The 24,902-nt window shown below is 37.3% G+C and carries 29 protein-coding genes and 1 tRNA gene; all 30 read right to left on the bottom strand.

Annotated features, from left to right (window positions below):
- Positions 1-262: 262 nt before the first annotated feature.
- The gene (locus tag RMR19_RS01320; protein WP_310601747.1) at positions 263-1,240 is read right to left on the bottom strand and encodes a DUF3991 and TOPRIM domain-containing protein; all 978 of its coding nucleotides are present in this window, start codon (positions 1,238-1,240) and stop codon (positions 263-265) included.
- Positions 1,241-1,245: 5 nt separating this feature from the next.
- The gene (locus RMR19_RS01315; RefSeq protein ID WP_331654595.1) at positions 1,246-1,812 is read right to left on the bottom strand and encodes a JAB domain-containing protein; all 567 of its coding nucleotides are present in this window, start codon (positions 1,810-1,812) and stop codon (positions 1,246-1,248) included.
- Positions 1,757-1,912, bottom strand: coding sequence for a hypothetical protein (locus tag RMR19_RS01310; protein ID WP_310601746.1), 156 nt, complete (start codon positions 1,910-1,912; stop codon positions 1,757-1,759). Before RMR19_RS01310 ends, RMR19_RS01315 begins: the two co-directional genes overlap by 56 nt.
- Positions 1,913-1,921: 9 nt before the next feature.
- On the bottom strand, positions 1,922-2,917 hold the full coding sequence (locus RMR19_RS01305; protein WP_310601745.1) for a DUF5688 family protein: 996 nt from the start codon (positions 2,915-2,917) through the stop codon (positions 1,922-1,924).
- Positions 2,918-2,930: 13 nt separating this feature from the next.
- Positions 2,931-3,152: a hypothetical protein gene (locus RMR19_RS01300; RefSeq protein WP_310601744.1), complete on the bottom strand. Its 222-nt coding sequence runs from the start codon at positions 3,150-3,152 to the stop codon at positions 2,931-2,933.
- Between the two features lie 95 nt (positions 3,153-3,247).
- Complete coding sequence (locus tag RMR19_RS01295; RefSeq protein ID WP_310601743.1) at positions 3,248-5,326, bottom strand: InlB B-repeat-containing protein; 2,079 nt, start codon at positions 5,324-5,326, stop codon at positions 3,248-3,250.
- A gap of 18 nt (positions 5,327-5,344) precedes the next feature.
- Positions 5,345-6,142, bottom strand: a complete 798-nt coding sequence (locus tag RMR19_RS01290) for a hypothetical protein (protein ID WP_310601742.1) — start codon at positions 6,140-6,142, stop codon at positions 5,345-5,347.
- A gap of 10 nt (positions 6,143-6,152) precedes the next feature.
- The gene (locus RMR19_RS01285; RefSeq protein ID WP_310601741.1) at positions 6,153-6,542 is read right to left on the bottom strand and encodes a hypothetical protein; all 390 of its coding nucleotides are present in this window, start codon (positions 6,540-6,542) and stop codon (positions 6,153-6,155) included.
- Positions 6,539-7,081 carry a hypothetical protein gene (locus tag RMR19_RS01280; protein ID WP_310601740.1) on the bottom strand — a complete coding sequence of 181 codons (543 nt, stop codon included), beginning with the start codon at positions 7,079-7,081 and terminating at the stop codon, positions 6,539-6,541. The genes RMR19_RS01285 and RMR19_RS01280 overlap by 4 nt, the downstream gene beginning before the upstream one ends.
- Positions 7,082-7,234, bottom strand: a complete 153-nt coding sequence (locus RMR19_RS01275) for a hypothetical protein (RefSeq protein WP_310601739.1) — start codon at positions 7,232-7,234, stop codon at positions 7,082-7,084.
- A 124-nt stretch (positions 7,235-7,358) separates the two neighbouring features.
- Positions 7,359-7,700: a hypothetical protein gene (locus tag RMR19_RS01270; protein WP_310601738.1), complete on the bottom strand. Its 342-nt coding sequence runs from the start codon at positions 7,698-7,700 to the stop codon at positions 7,359-7,361.
- A gap of 11 nt (positions 7,701-7,711) precedes the next feature.
- Positions 7,712-9,214, bottom strand: coding sequence for a hypothetical protein (locus RMR19_RS01265; RefSeq protein WP_310601737.1), 1,503 nt, complete (start codon positions 9,212-9,214; stop codon positions 7,712-7,714).
- The gene (locus RMR19_RS01260) at positions 9,211-10,260 is read right to left on the bottom strand and encodes an ATPase, T2SS/T4P/T4SS family (protein WP_310601736.1); all 1,050 of its coding nucleotides are present in this window, start codon (positions 10,258-10,260) and stop codon (positions 9,211-9,213) included. Before RMR19_RS01260 ends, RMR19_RS01265 begins: the two co-directional genes overlap by 4 nt.
- A 69-nt stretch (positions 10,261-10,329) precedes the next feature.
- On the bottom strand, positions 10,330-10,500 hold the full coding sequence (locus tag RMR19_RS01255; RefSeq protein WP_170865455.1) for a hypothetical protein: 171 nt from the start codon (positions 10,498-10,500) through the stop codon (positions 10,330-10,332).
- 55 nt (positions 10,501-10,555) lie between these two features.
- Complete coding sequence (locus tag RMR19_RS01250) at positions 10,556-10,726, bottom strand: hypothetical protein (protein ID WP_310601735.1); 171 nt, start codon at positions 10,724-10,726, stop codon at positions 10,556-10,558.
- Positions 10,727-11,031: 305 nt separating this feature from the next.
- Entirely contained in the window at positions 11,032-11,205 is a 174-nt protein-coding gene (locus tag RMR19_RS01245) for a hypothetical protein (protein WP_310601734.1), read from the bottom strand.
- Positions 11,202-11,678, bottom strand: a complete 477-nt coding sequence (locus RMR19_RS01240; RefSeq protein ID WP_310601733.1) for an ATP-binding protein — start codon at positions 11,676-11,678, stop codon at positions 11,202-11,204. Before RMR19_RS01240 ends, RMR19_RS01245 begins: the two co-directional genes overlap by 4 nt.
- An 11-nt stretch (positions 11,679-11,689) precedes the next feature.
- Positions 11,690-12,598 carry a ParM/StbA family protein gene (locus RMR19_RS01235; RefSeq protein WP_310601732.1) on the bottom strand — a complete coding sequence of 303 codons (909 nt, stop codon included), beginning with the start codon at positions 12,596-12,598 and terminating at the stop codon, positions 11,690-11,692.
- A 55-nt stretch (positions 12,599-12,653) separates the two neighbouring features.
- Positions 12,654-12,911, bottom strand: a complete 258-nt coding sequence (locus RMR19_RS01230) for a hypothetical protein (RefSeq protein WP_310601731.1) — start codon at positions 12,909-12,911, stop codon at positions 12,654-12,656.
- Positions 12,892-13,038, bottom strand: a complete 147-nt coding sequence (locus RMR19_RS01225; RefSeq protein ID WP_310601730.1) for a hypothetical protein — start codon at positions 13,036-13,038, stop codon at positions 12,892-12,894. The genes RMR19_RS01230 and RMR19_RS01225 overlap by 20 nt, the downstream gene beginning before the upstream one ends.
- A gap of 518 nt (positions 13,039-13,556) precedes the next feature.
- Positions 13,557-14,585: a DUF6017 domain-containing protein gene (locus RMR19_RS01220; protein ID WP_310601729.1), complete on the bottom strand. Its 1,029-nt coding sequence runs from the start codon at positions 14,583-14,585 to the stop codon at positions 13,557-13,559.
- Between the two features lie 5 nt (positions 14,586-14,590).
- The gene (locus RMR19_RS01215) at positions 14,591-14,845 is read right to left on the bottom strand and encodes a DUF6462 family protein (RefSeq protein ID WP_073285354.1); all 255 of its coding nucleotides are present in this window, start codon (positions 14,843-14,845) and stop codon (positions 14,591-14,593) included.
- Positions 14,846-14,858: 13 nt separating this feature from the next.
- On the bottom strand, positions 14,859-15,317 hold the full coding sequence (locus RMR19_RS01210; protein WP_310601728.1) for a DUF6462 family protein: 459 nt from the start codon (positions 15,315-15,317) through the stop codon (positions 14,859-14,861).
- Between the two features lie 14 nt (positions 15,318-15,331).
- Complete coding sequence (locus RMR19_RS01205) at positions 15,332-15,574, bottom strand: DUF6462 family protein (protein ID WP_310601727.1); 243 nt, start codon at positions 15,572-15,574, stop codon at positions 15,332-15,334.
- Between the two features lie 256 nt (positions 15,575-15,830).
- Positions 15,831-17,321 carry a lysine--tRNA ligase gene (gene lysS, locus RMR19_RS01200; protein ID WP_310601726.1) on the bottom strand — a complete coding sequence of 497 codons (1,491 nt, stop codon included), beginning with the start codon at positions 17,319-17,321 and terminating at the stop codon, positions 15,831-15,833.
- 31 nt (positions 17,322-17,352) lie between these two features.
- A complete protein-coding gene (gene greA, locus RMR19_RS01195) occupies positions 17,353-17,835 on the bottom strand; it encodes a transcription elongation factor GreA (protein WP_310601725.1) in 483 nt (160 codons plus the stop codon).
- Positions 17,836-18,066: 231 nt separating this feature from the next.
- Positions 18,067-19,014 (bottom strand): hypothetical protein, encoded by a 948-nt coding sequence (locus RMR19_RS01190; RefSeq protein ID WP_310601724.1) that lies wholly within the window; start codon positions 19,012-19,014, stop codon positions 18,067-18,069.
- A 221-nt stretch (positions 19,015-19,235) separates the two neighbouring features.
- Positions 19,236-22,772, bottom strand: a complete 3,537-nt coding sequence (gene nifJ / locus RMR19_RS01185; protein ID WP_310601723.1) for a pyruvate:ferredoxin (flavodoxin) oxidoreductase — start codon at positions 22,770-22,772, stop codon at positions 19,236-19,238.
- A 243-nt stretch (positions 22,773-23,015) separates the two neighbouring features.
- Positions 23,016-23,087, bottom strand: a tRNA-Gln gene (locus RMR19_RS01180).
- Positions 23,088-23,177: 90 nt separating this feature from the next.
- Positions 23,178-24,884, bottom strand: coding sequence for a methyl-accepting chemotaxis protein (locus RMR19_RS01175; protein ID WP_310601722.1), 1,707 nt, complete (start codon positions 24,882-24,884; stop codon positions 23,178-23,180).
- Between the last annotated feature and the right edge of the window lie 18 nt (positions 24,885-24,902).

Raw genomic sequence — 24,902 nt, 5'->3', positions numbered from 1 at the left:
AAGTTACGCAATAGCGACGTCGCCGTCCTATCGCAACTTGTCAGGGGCTAAAATCCCCTGAAACCCCTTCTATATTACATATGGCTACACTTTTTGTAGCCAATATTGCTTGTTGGCTGTACTTTCTGTAGCCAACTTGATAAAATGGCTATACTTTCTGTAGCCAAACTTTATCGTAACTACACTTTATCCTGCTACTTCCTTCTATGTGGCTACACTTTTTGTAGCCAATTTTCGTTTCTGGCTGTACTTTTTGTAGCCATCACTTGATTTTGGCTATACTTTTTGTAGCCACACCAAGATTCGGAAGTCTTGTCGCTATCAAACACTCATTAAAGTCCTTAAATCCTACTGGTGGAGGAACGTTTTCCACTTCGAAGCCTAATTCATAATACTTTTTCAACAATTCCTCTGTTGCTTTTTTTCCTGGCTCATCACTATCTAGACAAAATCGAATCGTCGTAATCTGTGGATGTTCTTCTAAAAAGGTTGCCAGTGGAGCATCGGCTAACATACCAAGTGCAATCATATTACTTTCAAAATCTTTCGTAATGTCCACATAACTCATCAAATCAATTGCTGCTTCAAATACAACTATCTTTTCACTATTTTCGTGACTAAGATTAAATCCAAATCGCTTATCATTACCCACAACATCGCACTTGAACGGTTTTCCTTCTTTGTCAAAGACTCCCCTCATACTTGCAAATCTTGTATTTCCATCCTTGTCATTTCCCAGAAAAACAATATTATGGTAGTGTCTGCTTTCGTAAATAAGCTTCTGACTTATAAAATAGTCAATAACCTCTTTACTAATTCCCCTCTCTTGACCTAGATAGGAATACAGGTAAGAATTATCAAACGAAGCCGCTGGTAATTGAAAGTTTTTTCTTTCCGGTTCTTTTTCTTTCACCTGATACTTCAATACAGGTTCAGATTTAGCAGTTAAAATTTGCTGATAACCTGAAAACTCCAATAGCCAAAATACTGCCGTCTTTACATCCATTCCAGCAAACACTCGTAGAAAATCAAGCTGAGAGCCACCGTTCTCGCCTTTATCAAATTGTCTACTCCAACGAAACCAATGCGTTCTATCATAAATGCGGATGGAATCCATCTCTTTTAACGTGTAATACTTTCCTATTCTTTTCGGTGTATATCCCAGACTTTGTGCTACTGATACAAGATCTACACTTTTTGCTATGGCAAGCTCTTCTTCTGTAAAATGATTTTGCTCCATTTTGCTCACCTACTCTTTCCTTTTTCTGCAACCAGTTGTGATTCAAAGTCAAGTTGTCTGTAATTACTCTGTAATAGAATATCCGGACTTTTTAACATTTCTCTTGCTCTAAGGCTAAAATACTTACTATTATTTCCACCAACAATAATATGATCAATTAATGGTATCCCCATTAAATCTCCAACCTTTATCATCCTGTCAGTAAGCCTTACATCTGCCTTTGAAGGTTCAAGATTAGAACTGGGATGGTTGTGGACGAGCATAATTCTCGAGGCGTTACAAAGTATGCTACTCTTAAATATTTCTCTTGGATGTGCCACTGTTTCATCTATTGCTCCAATACTTACAATATTACAATTAATTGGTGTGCCATCTGTTTTCAAATTAATGACGCATAGGACTTCTCGATCCATTTCACAGAGATATTTTCCAACCAGTTCTACAGCATCCTCTGGCTTTGTTATTGGATGCCCCGAACATATCGGAGCATCTTTTACAAGCCGAATAGAAACCACTTCAAGCTCGAAAGGATTTGTTAATGGAATCGTTGATTTCTTGTTGCTCTTTTCCACCTTCTTCATGCTCCTTCCCAAACTCTATGTCAATTCTGAATTCACCATCTCTGCTATTTACAAGAGCCACCAATTCTTTCATTGTAATCTCCTGTTTCATAGCTACCTCCTATCTGGACTGTTCTTTTGTGTCATAAATTAACTTTGGTTCAGCCACAATTCCATCCAAACGCTTGTTAGGAGTATCTGTAGCAAGCGACAGTTTTCTTAAATCTTTATCATAGTGATATACCTGATTTGATAATCTCTCATCTATTGACACCTGATCCATATTGATTTCAGCTACCATCTGTGCCAATTCATTTGGATCTCCCATTGATGAAGACACTGCAATTACTTCGTGCACAGATGAGGGCATAATATAGAGGTCTGTTTCTAACTGCTCTGCAAGTTTGTGAAGCTGATCTTCATAAAGCATAGAAATTGCACCATTGATACCTCTGTCATTGCTAATGACCCACATGGTCTGTTCTGGTGGCATTTCCCCAATCATCATATCTGCAATTTCAGCTGGCATACCATCCTTCATAAACATATCTCTAATTACATCGTTCATACTTTTTACGGTTGGCGGGAACATTCTTCTGGTATTCTCTACCGCAAGCTTAAACATCTGCTCTTCTGTAAATCCCAATCTTTCCGCTAATGCATTTCGAACCACCGTACTCTGAATGCCATCCATGTCAGATTTTACTACCCATCTGTAGATCACTGATAAATCCTGGAACTTTCTATTTGGTGTATCTAAGAGCATATCCCTATTCTGCTCTGTATTAATGAGCTGAAAAACAATATTGTCCTTTGCCTCTTGCATATCAAGCGAAGGAATAATCTCAGGAGCTTCTTTCATTGCACGTTCCATTCTCTCTGCCGCAGACTGAAATACTTCCTGTAAATCCTCGGTGGTTTTATAGTGATCATACATATCATTGATATAAATTGTAGGAGATATTCCTGCCCCATCCCCTAATAAATTAATTGCGTCCATTGTCACATTTACCTTTTCAACTGGATGAACATCAATCTTCATCCCCTGATACTGTGCTGGTAAATAATCCATAAATTTCTCTGCTACTACTTCCTTAAAAATCTCATAATTCATCATATAATCCTTCTCCTTAATCTAAATTGTCATAGAGGAATCCTTCATCCTCATCGTTGTCATGGTTACTTTGATCCTTGTCCATCCACGTTTCTGCCAGTGCTTCAAGTGTTTCTGCATAAATTGTCGACTCCTGCTTTACTTTCTTTGGCTGTTCCGTTCCGATGGTAATTACAATCTCTACTGCACATTCTCCGTTCTTTAACGGAATGGTGCTCACTTTTACTTTATTCAACATTGCGACCTCCTTCTGGGCAAAAAAATAAGAAGATATGGGTTTTTGGCTCATATCTCCTAAGTTACATTTCGTGTTATTAAATTATAGGTGCCTTTTTAGTCATTAAAAATCTGAGAAATTAATCTTAATAAAGCATTTCTGCTTTCTGAATTGCCCATTCCATTATCTTTCACATATTGCTTCACCTGATTAATTTCATCTTTTGAAAATTCATAACTCTTTACTACATGTGACCAGTTTCCATCTTCCACTTTCATATTGCTCATTGCCGCTGCTAAAGTATTCCGATAGGTAACTTCACTTCTCCACTTTGATGTTGCCTCCAATCCTCCCGAGGCATAATCTTTCTGATAATAATCTGCCGCTATAAATCTTGCATACTGCTTCTTTCCATCAAAGTCCATTGGACCTTCTTTTGTTGCTTCTGTATCTACAATCGTTACCTTTGCCTGCTTTTCCGTTATATTATTTCTACTGTCTGTTGTGATATACGTTATCGTAATCACAACAGACCCTGTTAAGCCTGTAAAAGTATTTGTAGAATAATTTTTAACCCTAATCGTAGTTGTTCGATCTTCCCTGTCTGTTGATGTTACCGTTCGAAGAAGTTCCGCCTCGGTAATCACTCCTGTCTGCGCTTCATACAAGGTAAAATATCTGTCCGTGCAAGTCAGATCAGGTGCATAGTCCCAGATTGCATAAAAGTGAAACGTGTATCCATTCATACTGGTAAGATTACGAATCTGCTGTTTTTCAGCATAGGTCGCATAATAAGCATTGGCATCCGTATTCCATCCAAGATACTTACATGGATGGGATGGATAAGCAAAACTCATTGCCGGCAAGGTATAGTTCTGATCATACTTGCAGGTTAAAGTAGTCATCGTCCCACTACCACCATTCGGATGAAACACAATATAATAGGTATTCGCCTCTGCATTTGCTGTCAAAGCAACATTTCCAGTTACCAAAAAAGTATAATTTTTACTGGTAGAAGTATAGGTTCCTGTCCAGTTCTTCCATGTGTATCCGGTTTTCACTACCGCATCTACTATGCAATTAGCTCCATAATAATAACTTCCACTGCCCGAAACACTACTGATTCCTATCCCTGCACTGGCACTTACTGAATATTTCTTTCTTGAAATATAGATATAATGATTCTTTGCTCCAGTAACCGTATATTTACTAACACTTGCAGCATTGTAGCAGGCATCTCCGGAATAAGACCATTCAAAGCTTGCCCCATAATACAGGTTCTGACTTTTGGCAAGTGCCCAGTCACCACTGTAATTCCCGTTTGCATCCTGATATTTCACATAGACATTCTGCACATATTGCTTACGGGTAACCGATACATATGAAGTCTTCGCCTGCTTTGCTGTATAGGAAATACTTGCAGCATTATAGCAAGAGTCAGCATCTCTTGACCAAAAGACTGTTTCTCCATATACATAATCTTTGTTGATGACAGCACTATAACTGCCATAACCACCATCTGCCTGCTGATACCTGACATATACAACTTGTCTTGATTTTAGCTGCGTTACATAATTGATTGTCTTATTAAAATAATTGTGCAAAGAGCTTGGATTACTCCAAGGAGCTGCATTTGCAATGCCATTATAGTCAGTATAAACACTACCATAAAAATTCCCATAATCATCCATGGAACCACTATTGGTACGATTTCCATACTTATCAATCTTGATTGTAATCATACAGCTATCTACCACGATATAACCACCATTGATAATAAATTCGTTGTATGCTGTTCGGTTTGTCTGTGCCAGCTTGGATTTTACATAACTTAAGTTAATACGGCTTAGCTCATAAATATAGCCACCACTGGCTACCGAGTCAACTGTCTCCACGGTATATCCACTTAGATTAAAATAAATATAAGCGGTCTGTGAACTCGTTGTCACTTTCATCCGATAGCCTACCGTCCCCCAATGGGTCGTATTTACACTGGCACTTGCCTGTTTTCCCATTGTCGCAAAGTAAAAGTATCCATCTTTAAAAACAATCTGTGACCCATACGTATTATAAAAGGTAACTGCGTTATCAAAGGTAGCTGCATGCGCCTCCTGTGGAGGTGCAAGAGCTGTAAATCCAATTACGGACAATAAGAAAAACAGACTGAGTAAGCCTGTTTTCCATGATTTCTTCATATTCAATTCTTCCTTCCTCTAAAATACAAATGCCGACCAGTTATAGCATACGGTCTTGTTGGTTCCATCTGGATTCTGCTTTCCCGTACTATAGGTGCCTACATAGGAATACAGATTTCCACCGTCTCTCAAATCAATTTCAGGAACCTCATCAAATAGTGCATATCCTTTACTGGTAACACTGACTTCCATATAGTCTATCTTTTGCTCCTCCAGATAACTGATGATTTTATCCTTCAGCTCTGTATCCGATAAAGCACCTGATTTCCAAATCTGAATCATGGAATCAATATCTGCCTTCTGCGCAGAAGTAATATCTCCCTTTGCAGATGCTTCCGCTTTCCAACCTTCTGATATTGGAACATACTTTGTTTCTGACGTCGGTGCAACCGTCGTAGTTGGTTCGGACTGAGTAGATGGTTTTTCTGTTGGTTTCACTGCTGATGTGGTTTCTTCCTCTGATTTCGTCTCTGCTTTCTTCGTTACAGTGGACTTTTCTGTTTCTGAATTCTTGGCTTCCACCGTTGGTGTTGCGGTAACGCTAGTATTCTTTTTTGTGCTTTCCGCAGATTCCTTTGTCGGTTCTTTTGTATCTTCTACTTGAGGCGTTTCTTCTACTAAAGGAGCTTCTGTCGGTTTCACTTCTTCCTCACTTGTAATTCTATTGCCTTCAGTTTCAGAGGAAATTTGTAGCATATTCTGCTTTGACTCCAAATTAGAAACAATCAATACTCCTGCAACTAACACTATTATAGCTAAAACACCTACCATTGACTTCCAATGCTTTCTTAAAAATCTCTTCATCTTCTCTTTCATCTTGCGCCTCCTAACTAACTGTAACTGTATACTGTTCCATAATCACGGTTCTCTTTACAGACACCTGACCTTCTGTTCCAATTGGATGTTTATATTTCTCTATGATTTCTACGGATAAGAGACCCTTCTGATAGTCCACATCCAATACATTTACTATTATGGAACATTCAGAATTGATCTGCACCAATAAGGCTTCCATAAAATCTGCTACAAATTCATCATTACTGCTCACGGAATAGGTCTTACTATCAAACTGGTTCTCCACGGTATCCTGTAAAGCACTGTCTACTGCACGATTTAGCTCGTTCTGTCTCATATTCGTTCCACACAGGGTCATTACAATGACAATCGAAATAATCGCACAGATGGTAATTCCAAAGCCTAAAAACACATTCTTCATCCCAAGCTCCTCCTCTCATCCACTGCAATCGGTATCTTCCAGACACTGGTCAGATTTTCTCTGTCCCTGATCTGGAAATAGACCACATACACGCCTGCACTTGGAAAGCAGATGCTCCCATCCGTAGCGGAATAGGAACTCATAACACTTGTTCCATCGGCTCTTCTGATATCTAACACTTTACCAAACATGGTATTTGTAAACAACTTTGCAAGGATTACCTTATCCATCGGATAAATCGTTCCTTCCATATCCTTGGCATAATACTTGGAAAGAAAACTGGTACTATCCAAAGCAAAGAACCTACCATAAGAAGCTGTGTATGCTGCAACCGGCTTCGTCCTGTTATGCCAAGTAACTACGGAATCAAAGTCATAATAAGAAGCATAATCTGTTTCTTCTTTTTCTACTGACACTCCTGCAATCTTTAATATTCCTGTTTTGCCTGATATCGAGATTCCAACTAAAACTCCAAGTATCAAGACAGCAGTTACTATAGCAATGATTGCCGTTCCAAACTCATGGAATATCTCTTTCATCTAAGCACCACCTCCTAACACACTGGTAATGAAAAGATGAATCAGCGTTGTCATAGGCGTACCGAGAAAGAAATATGCCAGTATTCCAAGAAAGAGTCCTCCACTGACTGCTTCAATGATAAACTCTCCATACTCTTCAAAAATCTCCTTCATTTAATCCTCCTCAACTGCTGATCACTCTTAAAAAGCCAATCAGTATGGCTGCCATTCCACTTCCTGCAATGGCATAAATAATCCCACTTCCAAATTGTTCTATAATCAACTTCATAAAATCCTCCTATCTTGCAAATGCCCGAATCTGCTGGGTGCTGATGACTCCTAAGAAGTCCACATGATAGTTGTATTTCAGAATCACTTCCATCAAAGTTGGTTTTCCATCTTCGTCTTTTACAATACTGCTCTCGTCAATCAAAAGCTCATAGCCTGCATTTACTGCCTGCGTCTTACATGCAGTGATCACACTTGGTGCAAAGTTAGAATCCTCGATTTCTGCAACTACAGAAGCATGAAAATCCCTCGCATTGTTTGCGTCTATACAGGCTGTCATAACTCCAGCCATCGTAAATACGGATAACAGAAGGATAAAAATTCCCACATAGGTCTTAATTGTTGTGCTCATTCTTTTCCCTCCTACATTCCAAACGTCAGGTTCTGAAGGAATACCACCAAAAGCAGTGCCATATCCACCATCAACTTAAAAGAAGCAAGTAGTGACGGTAACAGAATATAGATCTTCATCCCTGCAATCTTATCTTCTTGAGTCAGCTTCTCAGCCTTATCCATCATGGCATTATTGCGGTCTATAAGTTCTTCCACCTGCTTTGTGACATCCCCTGCATTTCCACTGGATAATGCATAAAGCATTTTCATGGCTGACTGCACATCTGGGTTTCGATAATCCTTTAAAAATCTGTGATATGGTTCAATTGCATTTGGATCATCTTCCAGTTCCAAAATCAATTCATCCAGTGCATGAATCAAGACCTCCGGCGCACTGTCCATGGATTTACGGATTGCCATCTGCACGTTATCGGTCTGTAACAGTAATGCTACCTCCATCAACCAGTTAGGGAACTGTTTTTCAATCTCCCTTGCTACCTTTTTCTTGGCAAGATTATGCCCCACCTTATGCTGATTTAAGAAAAACAGTACCACTACAATCCCACCTACCAGCACAGCAATATTTTGAAAATACACAAATGCACCGATAAAAAGGATTGCTGGAATGACCGCCATTTTCTGACTGCTTTTGGCTTCCTTTGCTTCATCGTAGTCTCTTACCTGAAGGTATTTCCGCTCCATTCCTGAACTGTCCGTTTCCTTCTCAATCCAGCTTCTACACAACTTCTTATCTGCCTTTACATAGATGAGCATACAGATACCAATCAATACCACCGCCGATACCTGGCATAGAGGAATCGCACTGATATCCAAGTCTCCGCCTAACAGATAAAGAGGAAGAATACAAATCAGCAACGTTGCTACCAATGCAATCATGATATTTCGTTTTACAATTTGAAATTCCTTTTGTAGATTGATAATGCGCTCTGCCCACATGGCTCTATTCTTAGAAAGCAATGCAATACTGCCTCCTGCATCACCACCACGTCTCTGTGCACCCATTACAAAGGAATGAACAGCATCGACTCTTTCACAATGAAAGAACTCTCCAATCATCGCAAGTGCTTCTTCCTCTGGATTTTCACTGTCTGTGGCATACTGAATATGTTCGATTGCCTGAAGCAGTATTTCATGAAACTCTCCTTCATCAAAAATAGTTGCCGTCTCTGTCAATGCATTCAGTATGGTTTTGTTTCTCTTAAAGGAATACAAGAACTGTTCCATATAATTATTTGCCATAGAAAACATGGTCGTGTGATACTTCCCCTTCATGGTCTGAATCAGAACCAGTGGCGAGAACACCACCCCAATAATTCCGATTGCTGCAATATAAGGTAACTGCAACTTATACAACAGTCCAAAGATAGCTGCAAGAAGCACAATCATTCCATAGGAAATCATTGCTTTCTTAGGTGTAAACTCATATCCATACCTTGCAAGCTCCAGTGTCAGGTTCTTATATCGCAAAAACCTGAGAGAACTTTTTTTCTTTTTTCCACATTCTTTCTTCAATCCTCATTTCCTCCTTTCTCTGAAAAAGGTGTAATACCCATTCGATTAAATTTCTCAAAGACTGGTTCTGGAAGGTTCTTCTCTGCCAATTCTCCATTTAATACCACCGGAACCGTAATATTGCATCCGTCCTTTCGATAAAAGAAGCAAACCTGATCAATGTATCTTCTGATTTTGCCATCCTCCATCTGTTTCTTACGGACTAGAATACCTACATCAATGAACATGAAAATATCATTCTCCATTCGGTCAGCATCAGTTCTACTTGCCAACATATTTAAAATACGATCTGGTATCTTTCTTACATCATCCGTATGAATTGTGGTGAATCCACGAATTCCTGTAGATAAGCTTTCAAGCAGATATTTTACTTCCACAGAGCGGGCTTCTGATAGCATAAGCCATTTAGGATTTTGTCTCAGACTTGTCTTAATCGCTTTTGTATAGCTGAACCCATCCGATACCATCAATTCCACACAATCCTTTTCTGGATTGATTTCCCTGTAATGAAGCTCCGGGGTATCTTCAATCGTAATGACTCTTTCGTTTGCAGAGATATACTGTGAAAAGAACTTAATTCCCTCTGTCTTTCCCACACCTGGTTCCCCACAGAATACAAAGTTCATACGTGCTTTCACGCAATTTGTCAAAAGCTCTAAAATTTCTTTGGTACAATATCCATCTGTAATCATACTTTCTCTTGTCATACGAACGGTCGGAAGGGTCTTTCTGATACAAACCGACCTTCCTGAAATTGCTGATGACTCATGGACAATACTGATACGAAGGGTATCGGTATCTGCCTCTAACAGATTCTCCACCTTGTTAAAAGGCTTGCTCACGTTGTTGGCAATATAATGGCTGAACTTCTCGATAAATTCCTTCGAAACGCCATGCTCCTCCACTTTTATTCGTTCATTTGCTGTATTGGTAATCCATAAATCCGTACCATTAAAATCAATATCCGTGATTTCATCATCCTCGATATATGACCATAAAGGTCCAAAATGTGCGGGAACAAGCTCCCACTTTGTACTTCGTTCCATAGTTCTCCTTCCCAAGAGGGGAGAATGTCCCCTCTTCGTGTAATTCTGACTTTACCTCGTTCTTCAGCATTAGCCTGTAATGGTTCCAGCTGCTCTGTTGAAAAAACTGTCGATCAGGTTCTTGAAGGAATTTGCTACTACTCCATCTGTTGCCAAAAGCATTACGATAATTGCTACCAATGCGCTGATTGCTACCGCTGCAATAATTACTGATCCATACTGTTCAAAAATCTCTTTCATTTGATTTACCTCATTCTTTCTTAATTGTTGTTATTGGTTTCTCTACTACATTCCATTAGCCTGTAATAGTTCCTACTGCTCTGTTAAAGAAGCTGTCGATCAGGTTCTTGAAGGAATTTGCTACTACTCCATCTGTTGCCAAAAGCATTACGATAATTGCTACCAATGCACTGATTGCAACTGCTGCAATAATTACTGATCCATACTGTTCAAAAATCTCTTTCATTTGATTACCTCATTCTTTCTTTTATTATTTGTAATTGTTTATATGAAAATAGCGGCTCCTTATAGCCGCTAATACCTACCCAATCCAGTGGATAGGCAATACTGTTCTCCGTTACTACCTATCCACATGACTGTGTGAAATTATTCAGTTTTGTACACGGAGACAGTAAATGGTTTGTCCCGTATTAAATGCATCTAGTTCTCCTTTTCTTAAACTGCCATATTTCTTAATTGAAAGAAATACTTCATCAATCTTCGGTTTTCTCTGTACGCTTTATATCCAGTAGCCATACAAACAACCTCCTTTCATGGTGTTCCTGCTCTTACGAACGCAAGGAATACTCTGAGAACAAGTCCAAACAATAGAAGTATTACCCTTGCTAGCTCCAATAGCAATTTTAATAAATTCAATATAAGCCAAACGATTCCTTTTAGAAATCCAAGAAATCCATACCCTATTGTTGAAAAAACTTTTCTCATTCACCCATTCCTCCATCTTCTTCCATCCAGCTACTAGCAAGGTCAGCCAGCTGGTCTATCGTTTGTTTATCTTGCATATGATCTTCTTCATCAAATCTTCTTTCCTGACCCTGCGGAACCGGATAATATCCTTTCGGTACTATCTGTTGCATTCCAGCTACAACACCACCAAGTAATCGAATTACTTCATTCCTAGCTTCGGTAATTACACTGGCATGCAACTCCTCTTTAATCTCCTCTATATCATCTCTAGTCACATATTCATTCGATTTTATTTTATCTAATTCTACCAGATTGGCTTTCCCAACATTATCAACATAAAACTCTAATGCAGATATAAAAAGTTGGTTTTGCGTTTTGTTCATTTCCTGATTCAGATGCTTAAATATCTTATGAATCTCCAAATGTCTAGGATTCTTTAGATTAAGCCTAAGACTATAATGAACAATGCTATCACGATCTGCTTTTGCCATTTATCTCACCCCTATCTTCTTTTTAGTCCAATATTTGCAAGATATTCAAATCCTTTAGCATTCGCTTTCACGTCTAAAATATAGTTGATATTCTTTTGTTTAAACGTGCTGAAATTTTTCATTACTACAGCTCCACCTCCTACAAATACCAGCTGCGTCGTCTTTAGGTTGTAACCATATTCTCTAAGAGAATTGAATACACGGTCTGTGTAATCTGTGATTTCTTTCTTGATGATATTTTGGTACTCTTCATCAATATCACTTGTACCATTCCTCATAATATGCTGAATTTCGCTTTCATCAATTCCAGCTCCGAGTTGTCGTACACATTGATCATTTACTGACCTCATACAGGTAATCAACCCCTGCTGTGTTGTGGTACATCTTGAATTATCTGGTTTTCTATCAACAACAGGCATAATATCAATTGTCCAACTTCCTATATCAATGATTACAACCTTATTCCCAAAGTTTTGAATTCTATCAGCAATTGCTGCATAACACTGAGGAAATACAGCCGCATTTACAATCTTGATTTGATACATCTCTTTTTCATAGTAAAATCTCACTTCTTTTCGTTTTGTGAGATATTCCAAAAATCCAGATTTCTCAACACCGAATCTTGTAAGTGGCAAACCCGCTGCAATAAATACATTAGCTTCTTTCTTGCCACGTTTTCTTAACTCTCTTGCAATACCGGCTAAAGTGAGTATGTAGAAATTGTCATTTTCAATCTTTACATCTCTTACCTCTAATCTCACACCGCCAATTTTGTAATACTTTCCATCCAGTTCAAGTACATCATCAAACATCCCTGGTTCGGTAGTTATCTCCTTTACACCAGTAACAAATACCTGGCTTGATGTCTTGACCATTGACCAACCATGATCAATCCCTATGATTTCAAAATCATTATCCATTTGATTTAATCTCCTTTTCAATAAACTTTTTGCTCTTCCCCACATTCTTTTTTTGTCACTTTCTTTCCAATATTTTTTTCATACACGGAAAACAATACCCATCACCTTGTTTGTAGGAACAATCCGTACATTCACTACGTACTGTCTTTTCTGGTTCCTTTCTCTTCTCCTTAAAGCAATTGCTGTTAATACATCTACTATCATTGCCCCAAAAGAATTTGCATCTCATACAATCTTTTAGATCTTTGTTGAACTTTCGTTCTTCTCTTTCCGCTTTCGTTAATCTGTGCTTGTTATTCTTCTTTTCCTCCATCTTTACATTCCTTCCATCGGATAAATGCATTATGAAGTTCTAATAACTTTTGATTCACAGCTTTTACTAGTTTATCAAGTGAATAGAATGTGGATGTTGGTATTTCTGTTACCGCACTTCCTATCATTCTGCATCCTCCTGCGTATTCATAGCTTTTCGCTATGTATGGTGTACGTCAACTGTTTCAAGTCCCTCTTCGCCCCGTACACAAGGAATGTACTCATTCCCGGGAGTTACAAACGAGCTGCCTACGCATTCATGACGCCTTACCTTGCGGTAACACTATCTCCTCTCTTGCCGTTTCGAGGATAAGGTCGAACCTCTCGACCTCCATGGGTTATTATCCTTCCACCATATTCGACTTCCCTTTACCAAGCTTGTGCCCTGCCTCTCGTTCTTCATCTTTCAATCCATCGAACTACTAATGTGATAACATTGGTCTTGAGCCCTCCAGGCGAATATCCTGAAATTTTACTCCTTCAAAGATTTCTCTTTGTGTTGCTTTATATTGCAAATCTGTAACTGATATTCAATTGTCCTTCCGTGCTTTCGCTTGGAATATGTATATATTAACCTCATATCAGTTATCCGGATAGAAACTAGGCTGGTGTATTTTATCTTTTTCACACCAGTTTCTGGTGTTTTTCATTTTCTAGCAAATTGAGGCATATCATAATTCACTAAAGATTGATAGTAACCTGATATTGTTGATGGTGCATTGAACAATGCAGCAAGCAAATACTTCTTGATATTATTCACCTTTGTAGTATTACCTTGAAGACTGTTCATCACATACTCAATATGCGACAAATTTAGTTTTAAGAATCTGCTCTTTACTAATGCACTTGGCAGTTCTGAACTTGAAATAACCATCATCTCACTTTGATTCAATACAACCTCAATCAGTAAATTGTAAATTCCCTCTATCAATTCTCGATCATAGGGATGACGCTCAATTAGCAAATCATAATCGATATTTTCTCTAATTAATTCTTGATACGCACTTACGACATCAATCCCATCATCTCGCTTCTCATCACCAAATATGATTTGATTCGATTTGATATGATTCGTATCAGTCTTACTAAAATCTGTATCACTAAATTCAGTCTTACTAATAAGTGCCATCTTTTTCTGCTGTTCTTGAACTTCCATGTTTACTGTTCTTGAACCTTCATTTTCTACAGGTCTTGAAACTGTATTTTCTTCAGTTCCAGAACAGTCATTTTCTACAGGTCTTGAACTGTACAATTTACCAGTTCTTGAACTTCTCTCACTTTGGATACCTTTTTCTTCTATGTCTTCTTCCTTTTCTTGCTTCATATCATCAATAATAAAGTTTTTAACATATAGAAGACTCGGCAATCCTAATCCACGTCTTTTCTTTTCGACTAAACCTACAACCTCTAATTCTTTCAATGTTTTAATAGCCGTTTTTTCAGCCATATTTAGATTTTCCATAATCTCAGATATTTGATAAATGATGTATACACGATTTTCTTTGTCTAACCACTTATTCTTCATAGAAAGACTCATTCTATCGAGAAGAATTCCGTATAACAATTTTGCTGACAATGACAAGTCTGCAAATAATGGATCTGTAATTAACCGCTTCGGAATTCGTATGAAATTAAATTGATCCGCTTCCGAACCGTAATAATAATTAAAGACCATTATAATCAACTCTCCTTCTGGTTTCTCCAAGTATGCTTTGGTAATGGTTTGGCTGGTTCCAAAAATTGTTCCAAGTACTGTTCAAATTCCTCTGTATTAACTAGTGCAGAAGCTCCTACTTTATATACTGCTCCCGCTTCTTTCGCCAGTGCCATAAATCGTGTTTTACCTAAACTGTAAATAATAGATCCTTCTGTCGCATTCACGTATTTCTTCATTACATCCTTTGTTTGTGAATAGCTTTTATACGAATATGCCATGTCTTCCCCCTTCCTAACTTTCGCTTTCTTTCCATAATGGGTTTTTCATCGGAACTGACTTTTCTCTAAACTGCTCCATATAATCATCAAATAACTCTAAGTTAATCAGAACAGTTCCACCAGTCCCTTCATTAATTTTATATACCGCTCCTGCAGCTCTTGCCATTTCAATAAAGCGATGATGACCAATACTGTAAATGATAGAACCCTCACCTATTCGAACATATTTCTTATGAACTAATTTATTTGTACCATGTACTTTGTAAAGGTGTTTCATGTAATCCTCCAATCTCTGATGACGAATAAGAAGTATCCTTGGTAATTGATAGATAGCTCCAGCTGCTGAGGCAAATTGAATAATGCGACTTTCATCTAAACCAAAAATCTTGCTAGCCTCTTCTGGGCGTAAATATCTTTTATAAATATTGTCATCATGAATGTAACTCCTGACAGATGGTTTTAGTTTATTCAACAAATCATCACCTCTTACTTGTAAAAGTCATCATCTAGTATTCTGAATGTTTCAATGTATTGATCCAATACCTCCAGACTAACTAAGACCATTTGATTCAATTTATAACAAGCTTTTGCATCTTTAGCGAGTTGCATAAATTTCGATACACTCATATGGTACATTTGTGCTCCCTCAGAATACCTAACAAACTTGTCAGGGTTTAATTTTTTCTTCTCAAGATTTAATGGAGTCTTTTTTTCTATCTTATTATCCATACAATTCTCCTTCAGTTTTGGGTCATTATTATCTGACCAATTTTTAAATTTTCTTTGACTAATTTCCATAACGCAAAAAAAGGACATCTTCTAAATTTCTTTAGAAAATGTCCTCTAATAGTGCTTTTTTCTATTAAATTGAAATCCAAACCATTCTTTATCTAAGCGTTGACTCGTGTTAATGACTATGTTTTTTCTTGGTCACAACTTGGTCAACCTTATATCAAAAACCTTGGAAGTACTGATTTTACTGGACTTATTTATCCAAGCTCTTCATCGTAGGGAACAACAACACATCCCTAATCGCTGCTGAATCAGTAAGCAACATAATCAAACGGTCGATACCAATACCAATACCGCCTGTAGGTGGCATACCATATTCAAGAGCACATAAGAAATCTTCGTCAAGGTGATCAGCTTCATCATCACCAGCAATACGATTCGCTTCTTGGGCTTCAAAACGTCCACGTTGGTCAATTGGATCATTTAATTCAGAGAATGCGTTAGCCATCTCTCTCTTAGTAATGAACAATTCAAAACGTTCTGTATAGTTAGGATCAGTTGGTTTTCTCTTAGCAAGTGGAGAAATCTCAACTGGATGATCCATAATAAATGTAGGTTGCACTAATTTTTCTTCTACAAACTCTTCGAAGAATAAATTAAGAATATCACCTTTTTTATGTCTTGTTTCAAATTTAACATGATGTTCTTTTGCAAGTGCTTTCGCTTGCTCTTCTGTCTCGATTTCGTTGAAATCAATACCAGCATATTTCTTAACAGCCTCAACCATTGTTAGACGCTCGAATGGTTTTGCTAAATCCATTTCAACACCATCATATGAGATTACAGTAGTTCCAAGAACTTTTAAAGCTACAGTACGGTATAGTTCTTCTACTAAGTCCATCATTCCGTAGTAATCTGTATATGCTTGGTATAATTCAAGTAATGTAAACTCTGGGTTATGACGTACAGATAAACCTTCGTTACGGAATACTCGTCCAATTTCATAAACACGTTCTAAACCACCAACAATCAATCTCTTTAGATATAATTCAAGAGAAATTCTTAAATTCATATCTTGGTCAAGTGAATTATGGTGTGTTGTGAAAGGTCTTGCAGATGCACCACCTGCGATTGGAACTAATACTGGTGTTTCTACTTCGATAAAGCTCTTGCTATCAAGGTAGTTACGAATCTCACGAATAATTAAAGAACGCTTAATAAATGTATCTTTAACTTCTGAATTTACAATTAAGTCAATATATCTTTGACGATATCTAACATCAGTATCTTTTAATCCATGGAACTTCTCAGGAAGTACTTGTAAGCTCTTTGATAGTAAAGTAACTTTTGTTGCATGGATTGAAATTTCACCTGTTTTTGTTTTGAAAACTGTACCAGCTAAACCTACGATATCACCGATATCGAATTTTTTAAATTCTGCGTAATCTTCTTCTCCAACGCTATCTCTAGCAACATAGGATTGAATATTACCTTGAACGTCTGCTATATTACAGAAAGAAGCTTTTCCCATAACACGTTTAGACATAATACGCCCTGCAAGTGCTACTTCTTTTTCTTCTAATTCCTCAAAGTTATTTTTTACTTCCATACTATGATGTGTTACATCATATTTCATAATTTGAAAAGGATCTTTTCCTCTTTCTTGAAGGTCTGCAAGTTTTGCTCTTCTCACCTTTAATATTTCATTAATATCCTGCTCAACTACATTCTTTTCTTCAGCCAATTTATTCACTCCTTTATGTAACCTAACTGGCTTAGTTAGATCTTTGAATTTCTAGTATTTTATACTTAATTGGACCTGCTTGTGTTTCCACTTCAATAACATCGCCAATTTTTTTACCAAGTAATGCTTGACCTACTGGTGACTCATTTGAGATTTTTCCTTTTAGTGTATTTGCTTCTGTTGAACCAACTAATTTATAATCTAAAATATCATCATATTCCATGTCCATAATTCTTACACGACAACCAATGTTGATTTTATTAAGATCAACTTCATCTTCAATAACAACTTCAGCGTTCTTTAAGATTTTATCAATCTCTTCGATTCTAGCTTCGATATCTCTTTGCTCATCTTTTGCCGCATCATATTCTGCATTTTCAGATAAATCGCCTTGTTCTCTTGCTTCTTTGATTTTTTGTGCAACTTCTCTTCGTTTATTAACCTTTAACTCTTGTAATTCTTCCTCAAGTGTCTTTAACCCTTCATAGGTTAAAATATTTTTTTTCTCTGCCATGTTAAACCAAACCTCCATACATAATTATTACAGTCGTTATCCATAAGACTCCAAGCCACCATTCATTTGTGACCCCTACGAATACTCTTCTGAATAGTTACTACGATTCTTTATCTTTATCAGCTTATATCTACTGACACTTTCTCACTGTACATTCCTTGTATTATAACGTATGAACCGTACAATGTCAAGAATATCAAAGTTCCTACTCCTCTAGTAATCGCTATCTCACTACATAACACACTCTCTAATCTCCATGTTGCATTCCTCTAATAATGCAAAAATTTCACTTTGGTTTGTATTCCTATAATACTCCCCATAAATAGATTCAATATTCATACTTTTCGCTCTCAGATAATTTACTACAATATCCTTCCTGATAACATTTCCTTGATACAATAAATCCACATCATAGATAATCCTTAAATCCTTTCTTCTCTCTTGAAGATACTGCCTCTTCTTTGTAGAACTATTTACATCAATCACACATGCCCCATAAGGGAAATATTTATAATTTTTATAACTTTCACTATCTAAGTCGATAATAATATTTCCATCAATATTACTTTGAAGTGGTAGTGATTCCAATTCTACAACTAATCCTGTTGTATCATATATCATATCTCTAAAGCTACTAAAATATTCTTCTCTATTAGTAATAATTGTTAGATAATTCAAATTGCTAATAAACATCTCTAATACAGATTCTATCCTCTTATCACAAGAATCAATAACAACCAATTTCATATCCTTTTCTCTAATTCTTAGCTCTTTTCTTGTGGATCTAACAAGGTGTTGTATATAGAGAAATTTAATTAAACTGCGCTCTCTTTCACTTCTTTTATTGTCTCGCTCTTGTAATTCACCAATACAATACGCTCGATTAACATTCAGGTATTTCATAACTTCTTCTATATAATTATCTAGATACTGCTTCGGTAAATTCTCTTTTTGCTCCTTTGTAAAAGGCAATACTACACATGGAACATAATCACCTAGAACGGAATACCTCCCCAGCTTCATAGGCAATCTCTTTATAAGACTTTTGTAATACCACTTATCAGAAATCTTTTTTAACAAATCCGTAGATGATTTTAACTCTCTTTCCTGCTCTTGAACAAAAAAGCTCTCTTCCTCACTTGTGTCTTCCAATTTAATAAAAATAAATTCCCTAGACATAGACATCCTATAATCTTTTTATAAATTATATTATTTTGCTTTGGATGTTATACCCCTTTTACAGAAAACAATGTTGCGATTCACACAAGATGTTCACAGCAACGAAATCCAGCCCATTTAAAGTTCGCCTTTGGCGAAAGGGCTGGATTACTCGTTCTGGGTTATTAGCCTTACAGAAACGTAAGGCTTGTTTTCCTACTATTTTATATCTTTGTTATTCTCTATTCTGCACGACCAGCTTTATAGACTAACTGACTATATTTTTCTTTGGCATCGTTCTCCGCTTTATCAAAAAGTTTCTCCGCCCTTTCAGGATTTGAACGATATAGTCTATTGTAACGTAATTCACTATTAAGAAACTCTTTAAAGTCTGCTTTTGGCTCTTTCGAATCTAATTGGAATGGATTCTTCTTTTCTTCTACAAGGCGAGGATCAAAACGGAATAGATGCCAATAACCTGCTTCCACAGCACGCTTTTCCTCTGCTTGTGCACACATCATACCCGCCTTAATACCATGAGAGATACAAGGGGAATATGCAATAATAATAGAAGGCCCATCATAACTTTCTGCTTCAACAAATGCTTTCACACATTGATTATAATCCGCACCTTGTGCAATCTGAGCTACATAAACATAGCCATAACTCATAGCAATTGCCGCAAGGTCTTTCTTCTTAACATCTTTACCACTCGCTGCAAACTGCGCAATTGCTCCTGTAGGAGTTGATTTTGATGATTGCCCACCTGTATTAGAGTACACTTCTGTATCAAATACAAGAATGTTTACATTTTCTCCACTAGCAATAACATGGTCAAGTCCACCAAAACCAATATCATAAGCCCAACCATCTCCACCAAAAATCCACTGTGATTTTTTTGATAGGAAGTCCTTATTATTTAAAATGTTATTTCTGTCTTCATTATCACAATCACATGCTTCTAATGCCTTAATTAATTCCTTTGAAGCAATCGCATTTGCTCCACTATTATCCTTTGTTTCAAGATATTTTTCACATGCCGATTTTACCCCTTCTTTTTCGGCAACTTTAGCAAGAGCCTCTACAGAAGAAATCAGACGTATTCGCATTGCTTTTTGTGCTAGAGCCATACCATATCCAAACTCCGCATTGTCCTCAAACAATGAATTCGCCCAAGCAGGGCCTTTTCCTTCTATATTAACTGTATAAGGTGTTGAAGGCGAAGAACCGCCCCAAATTGAAGAACAGCCTGTTGCATTGGCAATATACATACGGTCACCAAACAACTGTGTTACTAACTTAGCATATGGCGTTTCTCCACAACCAGCACATGCACCTGAGAATTCAAATAATGGTTGTTTAAACTGACTTCCTTTTACTGTGCTTTCTTTGAATTTCTCAGTAACTGCTGCTGGCGTTTCTATATCGATACCAAAATCAAAAACTTTTTGTTCCTCTAACATTGCATCAATTGGTTTAAATCCTAATGCTTTTTCGCCCTTCTTACCAGGACAAACCTCTATACATGCACCACAACCTGTACAATCAAGAGCAGAGATACTAATTGCAAATTTGTGACCTGAAACGCCTGTCATATCTAACATAGACATACCTTCTGGCGCACCTGCTGCTTGTTCCTCTGTCATTGCCACAGGACGAATAACCGCATGTGGACATACATAGGAACAGAAATTACATTGAATACAGTTTTGTTCATACCATTTCGGTACATCTACAGCAATACCACGTTTTTCAAACGCTGCTGAACCTGCTGGTGCTGTGCCATCAACGTAATCAACAAATGCAGACACTGGTAAGCTATTACCTTCCTGAGAATTAATCTTGCTTTGAATTACATTAACATAATCAACTACATCTTTTCTGTTTCCTTCTACGGAAACAAGAAGTTCCTCTGCTTCCGCATTTACCCAGGACTCAGGCACTTTGAATTCTACAACATCAGTAATACCACGATCAATTGCCTCATGGTTCATACGTACAATGTCATCACCCTTTTTTGAATACGAAGCTGTTGCTGCTTCTTTCATAAATGTAACTGCTTCTTCTGTTGGAATAATCTTAGCAAGGTTAAAGAATGCAGCTTGAAGAATTGTATTAATACGTCCACCAAGGCCAACTTCTTTACCAATCTTGATACCATCAATTGTATAGAATTTAATATTATGTTTAGCAATATATGATTTCACTTGACCAGGAAGATGCTTCTCAATCTCTTCTGGCGTCCAGCTACAATTTAGCAGGAATGTACCACCATCTTTCAAATCCTGAACCATATTGTATTTGCCAACATAGGCAGGGCAATGACACGCCACAAAATCAGCCTTTTCAATAAGATAGGTTGCCTTAATCTTATCCTTACCAAAACGCAAATGAGATATCGTTACACCACCCGATTTCTTTGAATCGTAATCAAAATACGCTTGTGCATACATGTCTGTATGATCACCAATAATCTTAATAGAGTTCTTATTTGCACCTACTGTACCATCTGCTCCAAGTCCCCAGAACTTACAGCTAATTGTGCTCTCTGGTGTTGTATTCGGATTTTCTGTTATAGTAAGTGATAGACCTGTTACATCATCTACGATACCAATTGTAAAATGTTTTTTCTCTACATTTTTAAATACTGCAATAATTTGTGCTGGTGTTGTATCCTTTGAGCTTAAACCGTATCGTCCTGCATAAACAGGTATATTATGAAATTTTGTATCTTTCAGTGCCGCTACTACATCTAAGTATAGTGGATCACCAAGCGCACCAGGTTCTTTCGTTCTATCAAGTACACTAATCTGTTTTACTGTCTCAGGAATTGCATCAATTAGATGCTTTGCGCTAAATGGACGGTATAAACGAACTTTTACTACACCAACCTTTTCACCTGCTGCCAGCATATAATCAATTGTCTCATCGATTGTTTCACAGACAGAACCCATTGCAATAATAATATGTTGTGCATCCGCCGCACCATAATAGTTGAACAATTTATAATCTGTCCCTATCTTTTCATTTACCTTGTCCATATATTCCTGTGTTAAGTTTGGAACTGCATCATAGTATGTGTTGCACGCTTCTCTTGCTTGAAAGAATACATCTGGATTTTGAGCAGTACCACGAGTAACCGGATGCTCTGGATTTAATGCACGACGACGAAATGCCTCGACAGCATCCAAATCACACATCTCTTTTAAATCTTCGTAATCCCATGCCTCAATTTTTTGAATTTCATGAGAAGTACGGAAACCATCAAAGAAATGTAGGAATGGAACTCGTCCCTTAATCGCTGTCAAATGCGCTACAGCACCCAAATCCATTGTTTCCTGCACACTACTTGAACATAACATTGCATAACCTGTTTGACGGCATGCATAGATATCTTGATGATCACCAAAGATAGATAATGCATGGCTTGCTAAGGTACGTGCAGACACATTAATAACACCAGGAAGTAATTCTCCTGCCATTTTATACATGTTTGGAATCATTAGTAGTAGTCCTTGAGATGCTGTATACGTTGTTGTAAGTGCTCCTGCTGCCAGCGAACCATGAACAGCTCCTGCTGCTCCGGCTTCCGATTGCATCTCTGAAAGAACTACTGTATGTCCAAATATATTCTCTCTACCTTGTGTTGCCCATAGGTCTGTATAATCTGCCATTGGTGATGATGGTGTAATTGGATATATTGCTGCCACATCTGTAAATGCATAGGACACATGTGCCGCTGCTGTATTTCCATCCATTGTTTTCATTTTTCTAGCCATCTAAAACGTCCTCCTTTATTATGAAACTATTTGTATTCTTCCATATTCTCTTTCTTTTTATAACTGTTTTGAGACTATTAATAAATTTTATGTTTTACATATATTTACAGTCATTATTTTGATTGTATCACCACAATTATACTTTGTAAAGGGGAACTATTTTATATTTTGTTTTTTCGCAAACAAAAAAAAGAAAGCATTGTCTTGTTATAAACATTGCTTTCTTCTTTTCTAATTTTATTACTGGGCCACAAGGATTCGAACCTTGAGATGCTGGAGTCAGAGTCCAGTGCCTTACCGTTTGGCGATGGCCCATCAACTGTGCTAATCCAATATTAGCACAGTCAATTATACTCGATTGACTTTTATTTTGCAATACTTTTAAAACATTTTGCACATTATTTTTTACATGTGGAAGATTTCAACCTCTGCACTTAATCGCTCTGTAATTTGTTTTAATAGAGTAATCGCATCGGAAACCTCTTTCATGGTATCTGTTAACTCTCTTACTGACGCTGAAGTCTCTTCAGAACTTGCTGCATTTTCTTGCGCAATTGCGGTTAAGTTTTGAACAGCATCAACAATATATGTTCTTTCTTCATCTAGTTTTGTTGTACGTTTGCGAATCTCACCAATTCCTTCTGTGAAATTCTGAATGCCCTTACTAACGCTAACCATTTTTGTTCTACTTAATTCAACCTTCTCACTTTGTTTTTCGATGGTATCCTTAACAACTTCCATTGTCTCTACCGCTTGATCAGAATCTTTAATTAACATACCAATGATGTTTTGAATATTCTTAGCTGATTTATCTGATTGCTCTGCTAATTTCTGTATCTGTGATGCTACTACGGCAAAGCCTCTTCCTTGTTCACCTGCTCTTGCCGCTTCTATGCTGGCATTTAATGATAACAGGCTTGTTTCTTCTGCAATATCCGTAATAATGTTTGTTACTTCCCTAATCTTTTGTGCTGATATATTTGTTGTATTTGTCTGCGTGTAAATCATCTCAATCGCTTCCTTTGTCTGAACATTGCTTTCTTGCAATTCTTCAAGAATCCCCATTGCTTCTGCACTTGATTCATTCATGGCACTTGCTCTTGTTGTCAATTGACTTACATCAGATACTGTACTTGCTATGTAATTACCCATCTCAATAACATGTTCATTTGCTACTGTTGTTTCTTCTGCCTGTGTCATAGCACCTTTTGAAATTTCACTAACAGCACGTTCTACAATATCCGTTGTTTCTTGTGTTCGCTCTGCTGTTACGCTTAACTTCTGTGAAGATTCTTTCAGCACATCTGTCGATTCAATAATTCCACCAATTACGCTACGCAAAGAGTCTCTTACTTTCATCGTTGCAATTGCTATCTCTGATATCTCGTCTGTCCTCTTAATTGGCCCTGTTTGCTCTGTTATGGCAAGTTCCCCTTCTGCAACTAACCCAAGCTCCTTTACTGACCTTTTAAGCGATTTAATAATTACTAACAACAATGCGAATACAAATATCATAGAAATCACAATAATAGCTGCTGTAATAAGAAATACTTGTGTACGCATTCGATTAATTTGACTTCTTACTTCTTGCTCTGGCTTTCCTGTAAAGAAACATCCCACAATTTCACCTGAACTTGGTTGTTTTATTGGTTGGTAATAACCGTAATATGTCTTACCACCAATCTTTTGATCCGTTAAAAAGTATGTTTCCCCACGATTATATACTGCCTCATGAATTTTTGACTCTAACTCTGCGTCCAATATCTGATTCCCGTTTTCATCTTTCCATGTTGAAGCGTATTGTTCATCCCCGTAATAAAATATTGCTTCAATCCCTGAGTATTCTTTAATTCGATCAACAACCGAAGATACCCCTGATATCTGTACAACACCTTTATAAAGTGTCCCACTCATATCCATATAATAATCTGCAGCATTTCCGTTCTGATAGTGTTCAATTCCTACCATTGAAGCAGCATTAAGCTGATCTCGAATCTCATTATTAATAATTTTGGTGACAACATTTGTGCTAGTGATTATAGCTGCCAAACCAACCGCTATTGCTGGAAGCAGTACCAATAGCGTGATTTTACTTCTTAATGATGCTTTCATAAATGTACATTCTCCTCT

Origin of the sequence: Anaerosporobacter sp. (assembly GCF_031551385.1) — a bacterium.
In the GTDB taxonomy this organism is placed as follows: Bacteria; Bacillota; Clostridia; order Lachnospirales; family Lachnospiraceae; genus Anaerosporobacter.
This window is presented reverse-complemented; position numbering and strand designations above follow the sequence as displayed.